The sequence below is a fragment of the Pseudozobellia thermophila genome, from assembly GCF_900141855.1.
GTDB lineage: Bacteria > Bacteroidota > Bacteroidia > Flavobacteriales > Flavobacteriaceae > Pseudozobellia > Pseudozobellia thermophila.
The window spans coordinates 68,935-84,899 of record NZ_FQYU01000008.1 but is presented as its reverse complement, the minus strand read 5'-3'; the positions used below and the strand labels follow the sequence as shown (position 1 = coordinate 84,899).

The 15,965-nt window shown below is 48.8% G+C and carries 13 protein-coding genes; 5 read left to right on the top strand and 8 right to left on the bottom strand.

Features of this window, described 5'->3' with window-relative positions; genetic code table 11:
* The first annotated feature begins 11 nt into the window (after window positions 1-11).
* From BUB37_RS16835 to rlmB, 3 genes are all read left to right on the top strand, one after another.
* Entirely contained in the window at window positions 12-1,442 is a 1,431-nt protein-coding gene (locus tag BUB37_RS16835) for a SusD/RagB family nutrient-binding outer membrane lipoprotein (protein WP_072995073.1), read from the top strand.
* 23 nt (window positions 1,443-1,465) lie between these two features.
* Window positions 1,466-2,320 (top strand): hypothetical protein, encoded by an 855-nt coding sequence (locus tag BUB37_RS16830; RefSeq protein ID WP_244526873.1) that lies wholly within the window; start codon window positions 1,466-1,468, stop codon window positions 2,318-2,320.
* A gap of 290 nt (window positions 2,321-2,610) precedes the next feature.
* The gene (gene rlmB, locus BUB37_RS16825) at window positions 2,611-3,345 is read left to right on the top strand and encodes a 23S rRNA (guanosine(2251)-2'-O)-methyltransferase RlmB (RefSeq protein WP_072994996.1); all 735 of its coding nucleotides are present in this window, start codon (window positions 2,611-2,613) and stop codon (window positions 3,343-3,345) included.
* 25 nt (window positions 3,346-3,370) lie between these two features.
* Here rlmB and BUB37_RS16820 read toward each other — a convergent pair whose 3' ends face one another.
* A complete protein-coding gene (locus tag BUB37_RS16820) occupies window positions 3,371-4,123 on the bottom strand; it encodes a rhomboid family intramembrane serine protease (protein ID WP_072994995.1) in 753 nt (250 codons plus the stop codon).
* Between the two features lie 141 nt (window positions 4,124-4,264).
* On the opposite strand from BUB37_RS16820, the gene BUB37_RS16815 reads away from it, so the two are divergent.
* Entirely contained in the window at window positions 4,265-5,542 is a 1,278-nt protein-coding gene (locus BUB37_RS16815) for a replication-associated recombination protein A (protein ID WP_072994994.1), read from the top strand.
* Here the strand turns inward: BUB37_RS16815 and BUB37_RS16810 are convergent.
* The 7 genes from BUB37_RS16810 to BUB37_RS16780 all read right to left on the bottom strand — a co-directional run bounded on the left by BUB37_RS16810 (window position 5,539) and on the right by BUB37_RS16780 (window position 12,803).
* Window positions 5,539-6,480 (bottom strand): hypothetical protein, encoded by a 942-nt coding sequence (locus tag BUB37_RS16810; RefSeq protein WP_139278128.1) that lies wholly within the window; start codon window positions 6,478-6,480, stop codon window positions 5,539-5,541. The two genes, BUB37_RS16815 and BUB37_RS16810, sit on opposite strands and share 4 nt — an antisense overlap.
* 86 nt (window positions 6,481-6,566) lie before the next feature.
* Entirely contained in the window at window positions 6,567-7,997 is a 1,431-nt protein-coding gene (locus BUB37_RS16805; protein ID WP_072994992.1) for a DUF5723 family protein, read from the bottom strand.
* Window positions 7,994-8,545, bottom strand: a complete 552-nt coding sequence (locus tag BUB37_RS16800) for a hypothetical protein (protein ID WP_072994991.1) — start codon at window positions 8,543-8,545, stop codon at window positions 7,994-7,996. Before BUB37_RS16800 ends, BUB37_RS16805 begins: the two co-directional genes overlap by 4 nt.
* A 56-nt stretch (window positions 8,546-8,601) precedes the next feature.
* Window positions 8,602-9,291 (bottom strand): YjjG family noncanonical pyrimidine nucleotidase, encoded by a 690-nt coding sequence (locus BUB37_RS16795; protein WP_072994990.1) that lies wholly within the window; start codon window positions 9,289-9,291, stop codon window positions 8,602-8,604.
* Window positions 9,284-10,582 carry a DUF7033 domain-containing protein gene (locus BUB37_RS16790; RefSeq protein WP_072994989.1) on the bottom strand — a complete coding sequence of 433 codons (1,299 nt, stop codon included), beginning with the start codon at window positions 10,580-10,582 and terminating at the stop codon, window positions 9,284-9,286. The genes BUB37_RS16795 and BUB37_RS16790 overlap by 8 nt, the downstream gene beginning before the upstream one ends.
* A gap of 38 nt (window positions 10,583-10,620) precedes the next feature.
* The gene (gene radC, locus BUB37_RS16785) at window positions 10,621-11,319 is read right to left on the bottom strand and encodes a RadC family protein (RefSeq protein WP_072994988.1); all 699 of its coding nucleotides are present in this window, start codon (window positions 11,317-11,319) and stop codon (window positions 10,621-10,623) included.
* Between the two features lie 125 nt (window positions 11,320-11,444).
* Window positions 11,445-12,803, bottom strand: a complete 1,359-nt coding sequence (locus tag BUB37_RS16780) for a UDP-N-acetylmuramate--L-alanine ligase (RefSeq protein ID WP_072994987.1) — start codon at window positions 12,801-12,803, stop codon at window positions 11,445-11,447.
* Between the two features lie 255 nt (window positions 12,804-13,058).
* Between BUB37_RS16780 and BUB37_RS16775 the strand changes: the two genes are divergently transcribed.
* Entirely contained in the window at window positions 13,059-15,950 is a 2,892-nt protein-coding gene (locus BUB37_RS16775) for a T9SS type B sorting domain-containing protein (protein ID WP_072994986.1), read from the top strand.
* Window positions 15,951-15,965: the final 15 nt, after the last annotated feature.

Here is a 15,965-nt window from a genome sequence, read left to right as displayed (position 1 = left end):
TGTCACAACAAATGAAAACTATATATAAAACTTTATCAATAAGCATTCCCCTAGGAATAACCATGTTGTTCTCGGGTTGTGATGCCAATTTTGAGGAAATCAATACCGATCCGGACAACCCCACCGAGATTTCTGCCGACCTACAATTAGGTTATATCGAGAGATCTCTTATTAATGAAGTATACGATTACTTTGTTTCTGGTGAATGTGCCGCAACTTGGCCACAACACATTTCAAAACCCATTTACAACGATGCGGATCGTTATTATCCGCGTCTATCGGCCATCAACACCTTCTGGAATACCATGTACGTGAATGTTATCGCAGAAGCCGATGAGATGTACATCCTAGGTGGTGAGGCGGAAAACCCGGCTATACAAGCCGCCGCCCTTACCTTAAAGGCAATGGCTTACCAATATTTGACAGATTCCTTTGGCGATATTCCCTTAACAGATGCCAATAAGGGTTTGACCGAGAACAATTTTGCCCCGGCCTACGATTCGCAGCAACAAGTCTATACCGCAATTTTTGGCATGTTGGATGAAGCCATCGCCAAATTTGCAACGGGTGAAGGTTCGTTGACTGCAACCCAAGACTTGATTTACGGTGGAGATTTGGACAAATGGTTGAAATTTGCCACCTCTATTAAATTTAGGGCCATGATGCGAGTTTCCGACACTTCCCTTTTCGATGAGCTCGAAGTGCAATCCCTCGTTGCTTCGGGTAATTTAATTACCGACAACGCCGATAATGCCGTTATTGTCTTTGAAACTGAAAACGCACCCAATGCCAATCCATATTATGGTATCGTCCAAAATGGCCGTGAAGCGGAATGGTGTATGGGAGAGGCCTTAGTAGAGTTTATGAAGGCCAAGGGTGACCCAAGGCTAGAGGTTTACGCCAATGAAAACAGTTCAGGAGAATATGTTGGAAAGCCTGCAGGTTACATCAACCCGGGATTATCAGGCTATGGTGCTGGCGTTGTATCACCAATTGGTGATGCCTACATGGCAGCCGATGCCCCTCTTTTTTACATCTCGGCAGCCCAGGTTAACCTGTTGATTGCCGAAGCTATTGAGAGGTTCGGCGCTTCAGGGGATGCAGCAACCTATTTCCAAGCCGGTATCGACGCTTCATTAACCCAAAATGGATTGGAAGCAGGGTCATTTACCCCTGCATACGAAGGATACGTATCCATTGCCGAACAATTATGGGCGAGTACCTTTCTACAAGGGTATGAGACTTGGGCCGAATGGAGAAGATCGGATATACCCTCCGATTTAGTAATGGCCGTTGATGCCCAACCAGGCGTAAGTGGTATCCCGACCCGTTATACTTATACAAATGACGAAAACTCCTTGAATGCAGAAAATGTAGCCGCAGCCGTGGCCAACCAAGGAGAGGACGCGTTAACTACCAAAGTGTGGTGGGACGTTAAATAATTAATTAAAAAACTAATTCTAAAATGATGAAAAAGTATAACATATATCTTCTATTGGTTCTCAGCATTTCCCTTGCTTTTACGGGATGTGATGGCGAAGAAGAATCAGAAGTACTGAAAAATAGAAAAATATCTGGTACAGCGATTAGCGTAAGTGGCTTTGGCAAGGTCCAAGGAGAACCGGAAGATTGGGACAATATAGCTGAAAGCGACCTTACCATCTTGGCCAACGAGCTTAATATGGAAGTAAGTGCGGGGGCAATCGAAGACGAGAGCCTTGTCTCTAGCTATGAAGTGGTAAAAGTGTTCAACGGGGGAGAAGAAATCTCAGTTGGAACCTATGACGCCCTACCCTTCACAGTAAGTTTAACGGAAATAGACGAATTCCTTGAAGGAACATCCGCAACCGTAGATGACCTTAAAATAGGTGATCTTTTCACCTTTACCGTTAAGGTACATCAAACCAATGGTGATGTCTTTTATTACCAAGGTGATAGTTTTAACCTTATCGTTAACTGTTATGCCGATTTAAGCGGTACCTACACCGTAACAAACTCTGTTTGTGGTGAAGGTTCGAGCGGTACTATACCTTCAGTAACCATCACTGAAACACCTGACGGTTCGTGGCAATTGGAAACCGCGGATGGGGGCTTGCTTCAATACTGTACTTCTAACACAGGATTGGTCAACGGAGGTATCATATCCGTTATATGTGGAGAGGTCTCATCTTCTTCTTCCGATACGGATTTCTGTCCCGATTACGGTATTGGATGTATAACCGGTGGAACTTGGGATCAAGAAACAGGTGTTCTTGAACTACAACTAAACGATGACTTCTTTGGCAATGGCGACTATACAGCGACCTATGTCAGACAATAAAAAAGTCTAAATACCATCCAAAACGCCCTCTTTCGAGGGCGTTTTTTTGTTTTGGCCAATCATATCCCCCCTACTTCAGAATTAGTAACAACAACCAATTAAGACAGAAGTATAGCCCTAACAACTTCGGTTATGACCCATCACGTTTAAATTACCGAATAATAGTATAACCTGACTTGCAATCGGCAACAAACACTACGACATTAGAGGCCAATGATGTCCTCCGAAATAATTCAAAGCCACCTATTTTTAGGTGGCTTTTTTTATTTGCCGTTCGCTATCTTTGCCCCATGCAAAAAACATCTCAGATCTATGGCATTCGCGCGGTCATCGAAGCCATCAATTCGAACGAGCCCATCGATAAGGTCTTTATCCAAAAGGGACTGAAAGGCGATTTGTCGCGTGAGCTGGAAGGTTTGTTGAGAAAAAAGGGGATAAAGGCTTCCTACGTTCCCATCGAAAAACTCAACCACCTGACCAAAAACAACCACCAGGGCGTGGTCGCCAACATATCGCCGATTACCTTTCATCAATTGGAAGAATTGGTCGAAACGGTCGTACAAAAGGATAAGGCACCCCTGTTTCTATTGCTCGACCAACTTTCGGATGTACGTAATTTTGGCGCAATAATAAGAACGGCCGAATGTACGGGAGTCGACGGGATCATTATCCAAAAAAAGGGCGCGGCCCCGGTAACCGCCGATACCATAAAAACTTCCGCTGGCGCCGTCTTTAAAATTCCCATTGCCAAGGTAGACCATATCAAAGACGCCGTTTACTATTTGCAGGCAAGCGGCATCTCAGTCGTTGCCGCTACGGAGAAAACGGACAATTATATTTACAATATCGATTTTACAGGTCCTGCGGCCATTGTCATGGGTTCCGAGGATAGGGGCATATCGCCCTCTACCCTTAAAGCGGTCGACCATTTGGCGAAGATTCCCCTGCTGGGCGAAATCGGGTCGCTAAACGTTTCGGTGGCCTGCGCCGTTTTCCTCTACGAGGCCGTAAGGCAGCGCCAATAGGCCATCACCAAGGCCATAACGACGATTATTCCCGCTTTGCATCCTTATCGTGCCCTATATCCTTTTTGTATTCATAGACGATCTTGATTTCGTTTACCTGCCCTTCCTCCTTGGTCCGGTCCCCGACAAAATTACCGTCCTCATCAAACTGTCTTAGAAACTCGTCGGCCTCCTCATCGTAGTCATCGCGTTCCCAATCGTATTTTTTAATGGGAGGCACGGGCGTCTTCACCACAAAAGCCAAGAGCATCCCTGCCAAAAATCCGCCTAAATGCCCTTCCCAAGAAATGCCATCCTCGATCGGGAAGATATACCAAAGCATACTTCCGTAAATAAACACAACAACCAGCGATAGGGCCACCAAGCGATAATGCTTGGTGCGTATCCCCTTAAAAAATATAAAACTTGCCAAAAGATAGATTACCCCACTGGCCCCAATATGAAACGATGGCCGGCCAACGGCCCAGGTAAAGAGCCCGGAAAGGAGTACCCCCACGACCAACACCCGCAGGGCGACCTTTCGATAGAAATAAAACAAGGAGGCCATGAGAACCGCCAAGGGTATCGTATTGTTGTAAAGGTGCTCGACCGACCCATGAATAAACGGACTGATTACAATCCCTTTCAAGCCGGACAGCCGTTGCGGATAAATACCGTAGTCGTTCAAGTTTATCCTCAATGTAAGCTCCAACCAAAAAACGGTCCATATCGCCAGAACGGCCAATAAGGGCGCAACGATAACGGCATTCGTAAACCTGAAATATGGGGTATCGGCCATACCCCTAAGTTAACAATAAGTCCGCCAAGCATACAAGTACTGAAATATTGTCATTTCCCTGGCCTTCGAAACGACCTCATAAAAAACATCCTTTGATGGTCTTCCCTTGAATTGGGCTGAAACTTATCATACTTTTGCAAGATGAACGAACCCTTAGCAGAGCGCATCAGGCCAAAGACCCTGGACGAATATATCAGCCAACGCCATCTGGTAGGCGAGAACGGATCACTGACCCAGCAAATCAAAAGGGGAATAATCCCTTCCCTTATTTTTTGGGGCCCTCCGGGCACTGGCAAGACCACCCTGGCCAACATCATCGCCCACGAGAGCGAAAGACCGTTCTACACCCTTAGCGCCATTAACAGTGGGGTTAGGGACATTAGGGAGGTTATCGACAAGGCCAAACAGAGCGGGGGACTCTTTACGGCAAAAAATCCGATTTTATTTATAGACGAGATACATCGATTCAGCAAGTCGCAACAAGATTCGCTGTTGGCGGCCGTTGAGAAGGGATGGGTAACCCTGATCGGGGCCACTACCGAAAACCCCAGTTTTGAGGTGATTCCCGCCCTGCTTTCGCGCTGTCAGGTGTATACCCTGAACGCCTTCGGAAAGGAAGACCTGGAAAACCTGATCAAAAGGGCGATGAAGGAGGATTCCGTGCTACGGAAAAAAAACATCGTTCTCAAAGAAACAGAGGCCCTATTGCGATTGTCGGGCGGCGACGGGCGCAAGCTGTTGAACATTTTTGAACTGATCGTCAATTCGGTCGAGGGAGACAAGGTCGTGATTACCGATGAGCTGGTCTTGGGCAAGGTTCAAAAAAACACCGTGCTTTACGATAAGACGGGGGAGCAGCACTACGATATCATTTCGGCATTTATCAAATCGATCCGGGGAAGCGACCCCAATGGGGCCGTTTATTGGCTGGCCCGGATGATCGAGGGCGGGGAAGACGTCAAATTTATTGCCCGCAGGTTGTTGATTTCCGCTTCGGAGGATATCGGCCTTGCCAACCCTACCGCCCTGGTCATTGCCAATAATGCCTTTCAGGCGGTCAACACCATCGGTTATCCCGAAGCCCGTATCATTTTAAGCCAATGCGCCATTTACCTGGCCACCTCGCCCAAAAGCAATGCGAGCTATATGGCCATTAACAAGGCCCAGCAAAAAGTGAGGGAAACCGGTGATCTTACCGTTCCCCTACCCCTTCGAAACGCCCCGACCAAACTCATGAAAGACTTGGGCTATGGCGAAGAATACCGATACGCCCACGACTACGAGAACAACTTTGTAAATATGGAATTCCTTCCGGAGGAGATTTCGGGCACGGCCTTTTACCGTCCCGGAAACAACGCACGGGAAAACAACATCAAGGAGTTCATTAAAAACCGGTGGAAGGACAAGTACGAATCTTAAAACTTGATTTCAAGCATCTCGGTAACCAGCTTATCGCCCACATAGTATTCAAAATACCAATTCCCATTCTTTTCGAATACCGTACCCGAGGCATCGTCGCCCTTGGCTATAAAGTAGTTGGGAACCGAAGTCTTTTGCAACCTAAGCACGATTTTGGGCGTACTGTCGACCAACTGGTAACCGTTTTCCGTCTCTTGGGCATAGAGCACGCCTTCCCGGGGCTTGGCATTCGCGATGGGAACAACGGACTTATCCGTCGCTTGGGGCGTCTTGTCCTCATAACGTTGCTGTTCCCTGGTGGCCATTTGCTTTACCATTTCCCTTTTCTCCTCGCCCTTCGTAAAATCGGAAGGTACGGGTCGCCGGTCTTTGTATAGCTGGTTTTCGGTGGTAGCCTGTTGCTCCACCATAGCGTTCGAATTTTTGGGCTTCGGTGCCTGTCCCGTTCCTGCTTCAAGCCTTTTCACATCGTCCCTAAAGCTAACCGTCACGGGATCGGTGTTTTCCGCCTTGCCCGAATACACATAATTCAAGGCCAAAATCGAATTGAAGGCTTCCCGAATGGCCTCGTTATACGAATCCTTAAAGTCCTTTATCTTGCTCCTTCCCTCTTGTGTGGTAAAAACTTCCTTCCCTAGGCAATCTTCCAACTTTAACGAAGCCTTTGTGGTAAACATGGAGGAATCGTCGATAAGATACACCGTTAGGCCCAGACAGCGATTGGCGACCAGGTCAAAAGGAAGATCGTCTTCGTAGGCCGTCTCAAACCCTTTTTGCGTAAACAGGTGCTTGACCAAGGTACTGGTCTGATACTGGTTCTCTTTTTTAAAGCCATCGAACTTTTTAGGGACTATGATGTACTTATAGTCGTTTAGTTGCGCTTGGGCCATACCCGATAGACCTGCCATAAGAAATAGGGCTAGAAATAAATGCTTCACGATGCGTTGAATTTAACTATTTACAAAAGGACAGATGAAAAAAACGTGCCAAAGACGCTTGTTGGGAAAATATCGTTGGGCCCGTATCATCTTGGTCCCCAAGATATGATATTTAATCCTAATTGAAAAGAAGTATATTGGCTTGCGGCCAAGTTGCGGTAGGCCAAAAGATTGTCGGCTACCACATAGAAATTGACCGGTCCGGCCTGAAGGTTGACCCCCAGCCCCAGGTTGGTAAGTGAAAACTTGTCGACGGTATAGGTGGCTTTCAACGCCAAAAGATGGCCGAACCTCCTTTGATAGAATGCGCTCAGTGCGGTCTGTGGCCCCCTAGGCCTATTGATGGCGTACAACTGCCCCCCGACACTATTGACGTATCTATTCCGGTTCGCCGCAGCCCCGGGGTCAGGCCCGCATTCGCAATAGCCCCTGCCCCTTATGGTTTCACCGAAATTATACCTCAAGGAGGCATAGAGCTTGGTAGGACGAAAGGAAACATAGCTGTCGCCGTTCTCCTCAAAAGGGACGAATTCTTCCACCTCATCTACCAGGTCTTCCCAGAAATCGGTATTCGGGTCACTGGCGGCATCGGGCAGAACCACCTCGATTCCCTCGATCGTGGAGGAACCGTTCAATGTAAAGTTCCTTACGTCACCGGTGTGATAAATAAATCCCAAATCCAAAAGACTTGCCGTAAACACCGTTTGTTCGTTCAAATGATAGGTAAGTCCGAAATCGAAGCCTAGGCCCAAGTTGCCGCCCAAGAAGGCCCTTTTGGTTACCGTTGCCGCCGTATTGCCCTCGTCATAGGCATCCTTAATGGCGTTCAGGCCAGAGGTCCGCAAGGCCATATCGGCCTGCAGGGTACTGACCAACAAGTTGTTTTCCCCTTCGCGGGTAACAAAATAGCCCCGGTTTTTGGTCGAATTGAAATCGAAGATGCTTGAGTAGACCTTGGCCCTGCCCCCTATTGTCAAATCGCTGTCGATGCGCTTGTTGACCCCAAAATGAAAAACGTTGACCAGTTCGCCGCGCGTTTTAAAATGTCCCAGGTCAAAGCGCTGGTTCAGTTTGTCGGCATTCCCTTCAAAACCCAGTATCGCGTAGTCTTTAAACCAATAACCGATGGCATCGCCCTCCAAATAGATTCCGCCGGTAAAAAAATGAGCGGGATTTCGCCCCCTAAAACCAAAATTGAGAAATTCGACCTGAAAGGTACCACTGAGTTCGTCGCGGGGGTTCATGCCATTAATGGCCCGATCCCTTATCTTATCGTTGATATCGAGGCCGTCATCGGCAAAGATATCATCCACCGAAATACCGCTCGACCCCGCCTGTAACGAGATTCCCGATAGCAGGGGCACCCCGGCGTACCACTGAAAGTCGGTCTCCACTCCCGGGTTGACCATGGCCGATTGTGGAATCTCGACAAAATCGTAGACCAGTTGTTTGTTCTGTCCGTAAACAAAAAAGCCCATCCAGACCAAGCCGAAACTTAAGATTCTACGAAGGCTCATTTTAGTCTGACTCGGAATTTAGCACTTGATTTGATAGTCACCTTTGGGTCGGCCTCAACGGAAATACTCGAATTATCGCCCCGATTGACGGCCGTTACCCTGATACTTGAAGTGTTTTTGATAATATCGATACTATAGCCCGCATCGCCGTAATAAACGATGTATTGCTGTTCCCCGGATGGCGTGGCCGGAATCTCAAAGGTATCTACGGGCCCCAGAACGTTGTCTTGTTCGTCGAGAAATTCTATGGTAATATCGAGGGGCTTGCTCGTCGTATTCTCAATGACATAGGTAACGGAACCGTCCAAGACCCTTTCCGAAAATTCATCGTAACTAAAGGCGTCGAAATTAAAGTTCTGCGAAAAGACATAATTGGATGGTGCCTCGTTGATCATAGACTCGGGTGCCTCGACATAGAGCATGCTTGCCTCCAAAGTGGGGGTCACCTCGATCTCGTCGTACTGCCCAAAATCTTGACTTTCAACACACGAAGACAGGGTGGCCAAGGCCACGGAACACAGCAACATGTACTTGAAAAGAAACTTCATGACATAAGCTTTTACCTTAAAGTTAGGATTACTTTCTTGGCTATACCTATATAACTCTATAAAAAGAATTTTATTTCAATAAGATCGTCAATCATTTTACAGTGCCCGTGGGCCGGTTCGCCATGGGCGTTAAAGTGGACCGCATGGTACCCTACGGCCAGTGCCCCCTGTATATCGGCCTCTAGGCTATCGCCTATCATCAATGATCGTTCAGGACGTGTGCCGGCCTTTTCCAGGGCCAGTTCGAAAATAATCGGATTGGGCTTTTTGACCCCCGCCATTTCGGAATCGATTACCTGACCAAAATATTGATGTATGCCCGCATTTCTCAGCTTTCTCCCCTGTACCTCCCGAAAGCCATTGGTGATCACATGCAGGTTGTACTTGGGCTTGAGGTAATCAAGCACGGCCACGGCGTTGGGAAAGAGGTGGTTGTACGAAGACAGGTTGGCTATATAATCTTCGGCCATCTTATGGATCAAGGTATCGGAAACCCGGTACCGCAGTCTATCGAACACGGTTTTCAACCGTTGGTAGCGCAACTCTTCCTTGGTTATCCTCTCTTCCCTATACAATTTCCAAAAGGCGTGATTGGCCGGAACATAGACCTTGAGAAAGTCGTCCAAACTTATATCGATATTATGATCCAAAAGAATCTTCTCAAAGGTAAGGGCCGAATTCTTCTCAAAATCCCACAACGTATGGTCCAGATCAAAAAAAATGTCGGTAACGGTATTCCTAAGCATTGAAGTTTTTTAAAAAAGTGGTGTACAAATCCTTCCAATCTATCTTGTTCGAACCATTTCCTATCAATTCGTTTGAAAAAACCGATATAAAATGGCCGTCAACTTTTTTTACTTGGTCGTATAGCCGATACACCTTATCATAAATCTCCTTTTTGCTTTTTAAATTGACCAAGGCGTAATCGTGTACGGCAAAAGGGTGGATCCTTATGGGTTGTTGAATTTCCAAACTGATGTCGTAAAAGTAAAACGGAAAGGAAGTCCCTGCCCGAAAACCGATTTCGTGGGTATATCCCATGGTATAGTCATCGGTAAATTCGGCCTCTATCAGGTTCCGGTAGGTTTGGGGCAGATGGATTCTGTTGTACCGCATACGCGAGGCCTCTATGGTCCTGTTTATTACACCTGCGAGGTTCTTCCTTTCCTTTTTCAACAGGTCTACGTTGTCGAAAGAGCTATAGGACGCGGCCAGGGCAATCTTGCTGTAATCGGCTATCGATTTAATGAGGTGCCTGAACTTGTTATGGTTGGGCGATACATTTTTATCGTAGGTAGAATAGGTGGCAAACTGGAAAAAGAAGATGCTCTTTACCCCATATTGCTTGTGCAGATCGACCAGGAAGTCGAAATTGTCGTAGGGATCCTTATCGGGATAAAACCATACCTTGATCCGTTCGGGCACCCGTTTTAGCCTCAGGCTGCCTATATCGTAGGCCAGTCCGGCCAAACTTCGGACAAAGCCCCGGTGAGCATAGCTGTGCGACGAGGTAACGTCTATCAACGAAGTATATTTATACGTTTTGGCCTTTCGTTGCAGTTCGGGAAACCGGTCTTGCAACAGCCCGAACATCTTGTGGGCCCATATATCGACAACGGGCAAGTGAAGAAAGCCATTGATAAAGGCAAGGCTTTCCTTTGGGGGGAACCGGCCATGTATATCCTTTACGTGGGGCAGGTATTCCTCGTAGCGGCTTAGTAGATAGAAACTGGCCGAAAAAATGTCGAACGGTATGTTGCTGCGTTCCCCGGCACTAAAGAAACAGGGTACGCCATCCCACTCGCGAACCGATATTGTCAGGTCGTTGATCCCCTGTTCGAACAACAAATCGTTGCTACGGATAAAAAATTCGTTTTGAAGGGGCTGTTTGGTATAGGTAATCTTGGCCTCGGTATGCTTGATAAAATCCTCGACCTTGGTAGTGAACGCAATTTCCACGCCTAGAACACGTGTAAAGATCTGCCTCATCACATAGGTCAGTCGGGGCGTTATCTTATGGCTGTAGATCAATAACATGGATAGCTCAATATCTAAAAACCGAAAAATGGAATATACTAAAGTATTCCCTCATCGGCAAAGCTATAATAATCCTTCTGTGTAACTATCAAATGATCCAAAACTTTCACATCCAAGGCCTCCGATGCCCGTTTCAGCTTATCGGTAATTTTACGGTCCTGTTCGCTGGGCCGCAAGGTTCCCGAAGGGTGGTTATGGGCCAGGATAAGGGCAACGGCCCCGAGTTCCAAGGCCTGTTTCATAACAATCCGAACGTCGACCAGCGTCCCTGTGAGTCCGCCCTTGCTCAACTGCGACCGATGCAAGACCTTATTGGCATTGTTCAGGTAGAGTATCCAAAATTCTTCGTGCGCCAATTCGCCGAGTATGGGCTGAAGCAGTTCAAAGGCGTCGCTACTGCTCCGTATCTTAACGATCTGTCCGGCATTCTCCCCCCTTCTGCGACGGCCGATTTCCAATGCCGCGGCAATGGTAACCGCCTTGGCCTCCCCGATCCCCTTGAAGCGCATCAATTGTTTGACCGACAGCCTGCCCAGCTCGTTCAGGTTGTTATTTACGGATGCCAAAATACGTTTGGAAAGCTCAACGGCGCTCTCGTTTCTACTGCCCGACCCGATTAAAATGGCGATCAACTCGGCATCTGACAGTACCGACCTTCCCTTTTGCACCAATTTTTCGCGCGGCTTATCGTCGTCGGACCAATGTTTGATTGAAAAAGAAGTCTGACTTTCTTGCATCCCATAAAGATAGCAAACAAAATTATTTTCCCGATTTTCGATAGATACCTCCCCACTTGAACAAATGTGGTGATCGGTACGATCTTGTCCAGCCGCCCCATCGCGGCCAGGCAAAGCCAAGGCCCCTACCGCTCTACCCTCGCCTTCACCGCTTCTAGGTCCAGACCACCGTAATTGCCCGAACTCATCAGAAGCAAGACCGAATCGTCGTAATCTTGGTCAAAGATAAATTGATGAAAGGCCTCCGCCTTGGTAAAAATGTGAAGGTCCTTTCTTTGGAAGGCCTCGGAAATCTGTTCCGGTGAAACGGGGTCCAATTTCTTTATGGCCACCGATTCGGGCAAGTAAAAGACCAAGGCCTCGTCGGCGGCATCAAGGGCTCCCTGATACTCCTTTAGGAATTCGGGATTGAAACTGCTATAGGTATGCAGTTCGAGGCATGCTATCAATTTTCGATCCGGGTACTGCTCCTTCACGGCCCGTGTCGTGGCGGATACCTTGCTGGGGGAATGGGCAAAGTCTTTGTAGGCGATACCCGACTTACCCTCGGCGATCTTCTCCAATCGCTTTGCGGCCCCCTTGAAGGTGGCGATGGCTTCGTAAAAATCATCCTCGTCGACGCCCATATGCTGGCAAATCCATTTGGCACCGGCAAGGTTGCTCAAGTTATGCTTTCCAAAAACCTCGATCGGCATCGGGCCATCAGGGGTTTCCAATAAGGTCTGCCCATTTTCTACGGTATAGGCCGGTGTCGCGTAAGGAAACTTACGAATGGGGTTTTCCGATGCCTCTACCACTCTTTTAACCTCGGCATCCTCCACGTTATAGGTAATGCTCCCCCCCTTTACGATACTGTCTACAAAAACCTGAAACTGCCCAACGTAATTTTCAAACGTAGGGAATACGTTGATATGGTCCCAAGAAATACCGCTCAGCAGGGCGATATTCGGCCGGTAAAGGTGAAACTTGGGCCTCCGGTCTATAGGCGACGAGAGGTATTCGTCTCCCTCCAACACGATAAAATCATTGTCTTCGGTAAGGTGTACCATACGTTCAAAGCCGTCCAATTGCGCCCCGACCATATAATCGACCTCTATATCGTGGTAATTGAGTACATGCAGGATCATGGAAGTAATCGAGGTCTTACCGTGGCTACCGCCGATAACGACCCTTGTCTTATGTTTCGATTGTTCGTAAAGGAACTCGGGATACGAGTAGATCTTGAGCCCCAATTCCTGGGCCCTTAGCAATTCGGGGTTGTCGGGTTTGGCGTGCATTCCGAGGATAACGGCATCAAGCCCCTGATGGATCTTTTCGGGAAACCACCCGAAAGCTTCGGGCAACAAGCCCTTGTCGGACAAACGACTTTTAGAAGGTTCGAAAATTACATCGTCGCTTCCCGAAACGGTATACCCCTTATGTTCAAGGGCCAAGGCCAAATTGTGCATGGCACTGCCCCCTATGGCTATAAAATGAATTTGCATTTCCTACTTGTTTCCGGCAAATATAGGCATTGCGATCCGGAAAAAAGGGTGCAAAAAACACATCGCCGGCACCATTATTTCCGGTCATATCCCTGTAAATAATCGATGAAATACACTTTTTAAGAGGCCACAGTCCACCTAAATCGTAAGATTCACCCTTCATTCCTTACCGTTTACAACATTTATGCAACCAGGGCCCGGGTCCCTGTTACATTTGTTACGGGCAAAGCATTCGCTCTCCCCCAAAAACACACCATGACCGACCCATCCTACATGAAGCCCCTATTGCTGCTGGCCCTGCCCCTGTGCATGCTTCTTTTCCCCGCAAGTGCCGCGGCGCAGTGTTCCGCCGGTACCGATCGTTCGGTGATCGTATGCAACAAGGATTCGGATGAAGGCTATAAGACCTTCGACCTTTTTTCGGAACTGGGCGGAATCCCCAGCACAGGAGGTATCTGGTCGACAAATGATCCCGCCAATTTTTTCGCCTTGGACCGCAATACCGGAATTGTCAACCTTTGGGAAGTCAAAAATTCAGGCCTGCACGAATTTAAGTACACCATTACCTGTTCGGGCATCGAGGAATCGGCCACGATGACGGTAATCTTGGGAGGTTATCCCGGGGAGGACAACACCGATGGAAGCGCAGATGCCTGTGGAGACGACCCGGCGGTAAACCTGCACGGTTATATCGGTGACGAGACCGAAGGAAAATTTCAGGACTTCAACGGTCTTTGGGAGGCCGTAACGCCTGAGGCGGCCCCTTTTCTGACCACCAACTTTTTCAATGCCAAGGATGCCGGTACCGGAATCTATGAGTTTACCCATACCACTCCCGCCGTAGGTGCGTGCCCGAGCCGACAAGTACGCCTAATCTTGGAGGTGCAACGCCCGGCCAACTCGGGCTTCGGATCGAACCTTGTCGTTTGTACCTCCGATGACCTTTCGGGCCTGACCGACTTTGACCTGAACGACCTGTTGGAAGAGGAGGATATCAACGGCACCTGGTCGGAAGGCCCCTCTACCGACCAACTGGACGACCTCACCGACCACACCATCGATATTCAGGCCATAAGGGACAACAACCTTTCCGGCACATTTACCTTTACCTACACCGTTTACCCGCAGCATGCCGTCTGTACCATTCAACGTACCTCGGTCGATATCGTTATCCTACCGACCCTGAGAGGCACCATGGAGGCTTCCAATTTTTGCGAAGGGCCCGAGAACTATACCGTTCTGATCACCGACTACGACGACACCTTGATCGGCAGCGGCACCTACGAAGGTAGCTACACCTTGGTCTCTGACAGCGGAACCAGTGGCGGTACCACCTCCATCGTATTGAACAACGACAGAACGGGATCCTTTAGCATAAATGCAAGTAACGTGGTCTTAAACGAGAATACGATCCTTTCCATCACCTCCTTGGGCGCCGAGGTATGCCCCGACATTCAGGTACCTCCGGTGTCGTTTATCGTTACCGACCCCGTCGCCTCGGTGGCAGACAGCTGCCAAGACACCGATATTCCCGTAAGCTTATCCCATATTTTTGATGCCACCCTGGACCAGGCGAATGGAAATTATGACGTTACCTACACCCTTACCGCACCGAACGGGGACGAGAGCTCCTATACAACGACCTCGGTCGCCTTTAGCTCGGGAAACGCCTCTTTTTCAATTCCAGGGGACCAGGTCGGCGAAAGCGGGGAATACGATATCCGGTTCGACATCGATAGTGGTTTTGATCTTGGATGTGCGATAGCAACCTCCTTTGTCCTTGTTCCGCCCCCATCGGCAATTGAACTAAACCTATTGGTCGACAACTCGTGCAATGCCACCCAAATCGACGTGATGGTCGATGCCCCCGTACTTGACGATGGCGACTACGATATTATCTATGATGTGGTCAGCCAGGGAACGGGACAGACCGTTTTGGAGAACACCATAAGCTTTACCGGTGGAACCGCCTCTTACGACCTCGACGTTTCCCCCCTCGCACCGGGCAACTATACGGTAAGCGTACGCAGTTCGCAGAACGATACCACACCATGCAGGATCGAATTCGAATTCGAGGAAAGCGAAAATTTTGCCATTGAGGGCATTCCCTCCCTTCCCGTTGCGGAGGCCGAACAGACCCTTTGCCTCGGCGCCTTCCCCGAAAGCGGGCCCACCCTGGCCGATATCGACGTTTCGGCCAATGGCCAGGTCCTGTTCTATGCCACGGCTACGGACACCGACATCCTAGCCTTGGATACGCCACTTCAGCACGGTGAAGACTACTTTATCTCGAATACCGACCCCGACAACAATTGTGAGGGTTCGGACAGGATTAGGGTCGTGATTACCTTATCCGACCCCCAAGCCCCCACGGCATTGGACCCGGCACCCTCGTTTTGCGCTTCCGAGGAACCTAGCCTACAAAACTTGGACGCATATGTAGACGGTAACGGAAACAACATCCTTTGGTTCGACGCACCAACCGGGGGAAGCGCCTTGGGTAACGACACTCCGCTTATCGACGGCAAAAGTTATTTTGCCGTCGCGCAGGGGAGCGACCAATGCCCGAGCTCCGCCCGTGTGGAAATTGTTCCTACGGTATACGGACTCGAACCGGCTTCGTTGGAATTTACAAGCTTGGCGCTATGTGGACTCGACAACCCCTCCATACTCGATTTAAGGGCCGTGGAAAGCGACAATGCCTTTGAGGTCTTATGGTACGACACCCCAGAGGAAGGCGCCCCCCTTGACGACAATACCTTGTTACAGAACGAGACCACCTATTACGCCGTTAGTTTCAACCCCGAAACCGGCTGTATGAACACCGAACGCATGGCTGTAACGGTCGACCTGACCAACTGCGACCCCGAAGATTACGGTTTCTTTGTTCCCGATGGTTTTTCGCCCAATGGGGATGGCCGAAACGATACCTTCTTCGTTCCCAACATCGAAGTCATATTTCCAAACTATACCCTCGAGATCATCAACCGCTACGGGGCCACCATGTTCAAGGGCGACCGGAACGACCCGGCATGGAACGGATCCAACGGTGGGCAGGTAGCCCCCAACGGGGTCTATTTCTACATCATCAATTATAACAAAAAAGGTCACGCCCCTGTTCAAGGACGACTTTACCTAAACCGCTAATCGGCTATAACAAAA

Bases quoted from the DNA above. Each gene is read 5' to 3' on its own strand.
- BUB37_RS16835 (WP_072995073.1), top strand. From the start codon at position 12: ATGAAAACTATATATAAAACTTTATCAATAAGCATTCCCCTAGGAATA.
- BUB37_RS16830 (WP_244526873.1), top strand. From the start codon at position 1,466: ATGATGAAAAAGTATAACATATATCTTCTATTGGTTCTCAGCATTTCC.
- rlmB (WP_072994996.1), top strand. From the start codon at position 2,611: ATGCAAAAAACATCTCAGATCTATGGCATTCGCGCGGTCATCGAAGCC.
- BUB37_RS16820 (WP_072994995.1), bottom strand. From the start codon at position 4,123: ATGGCCGATACCCCATATTTCAGGTTTACGAATGCCGTTATCGTTGCG.
- BUB37_RS16815 (WP_072994994.1), top strand. From the start codon at position 4,265: ATGAACGAACCCTTAGCAGAGCGCATCAGGCCAAAGACCCTGGACGAA.
- BUB37_RS16805 (WP_072994992.1), bottom strand. From the start codon at position 7,997: ATGAGCCTTCGTAGAATCTTAAGTTTCGGCTTGGTCTGGATGGGCTTT.
- BUB37_RS16800 (WP_072994991.1), bottom strand. From the start codon at position 8,545: ATGAAGTTTCTTTTCAAGTACATGTTGCTGTGTTCCGTGGCCTTGGCC.
- BUB37_RS16795 (WP_072994990.1), bottom strand. From the start codon at position 9,291: ATGCTTAGGAATACCGTTACCGACATTTTTTTTGATCTGGACCATACG.
- BUB37_RS16790 (WP_072994989.1), bottom strand. From the start codon at position 10,582: ATGTTATTGATCTACAGCCATAAGATAACGCCCCGACTGACCTATGTG.
- radC (WP_072994988.1), bottom strand. From the start codon at position 11,319: ATGCAAGAAAGTCAGACTTCTTTTTCAATCAAACATTGGTCCGACGAC.
- BUB37_RS16780 (WP_072994987.1), bottom strand. From the start codon at position 12,803: ATGCAAATTCATTTTATAGCCATAGGGGGCAGTGCCATGCACAATTTG.
- BUB37_RS16775 (WP_072994986.1), top strand. From the start codon at position 13,059: ATGACCGACCCATCCTACATGAAGCCCCTATTGCTGCTGGCCCTGCCC.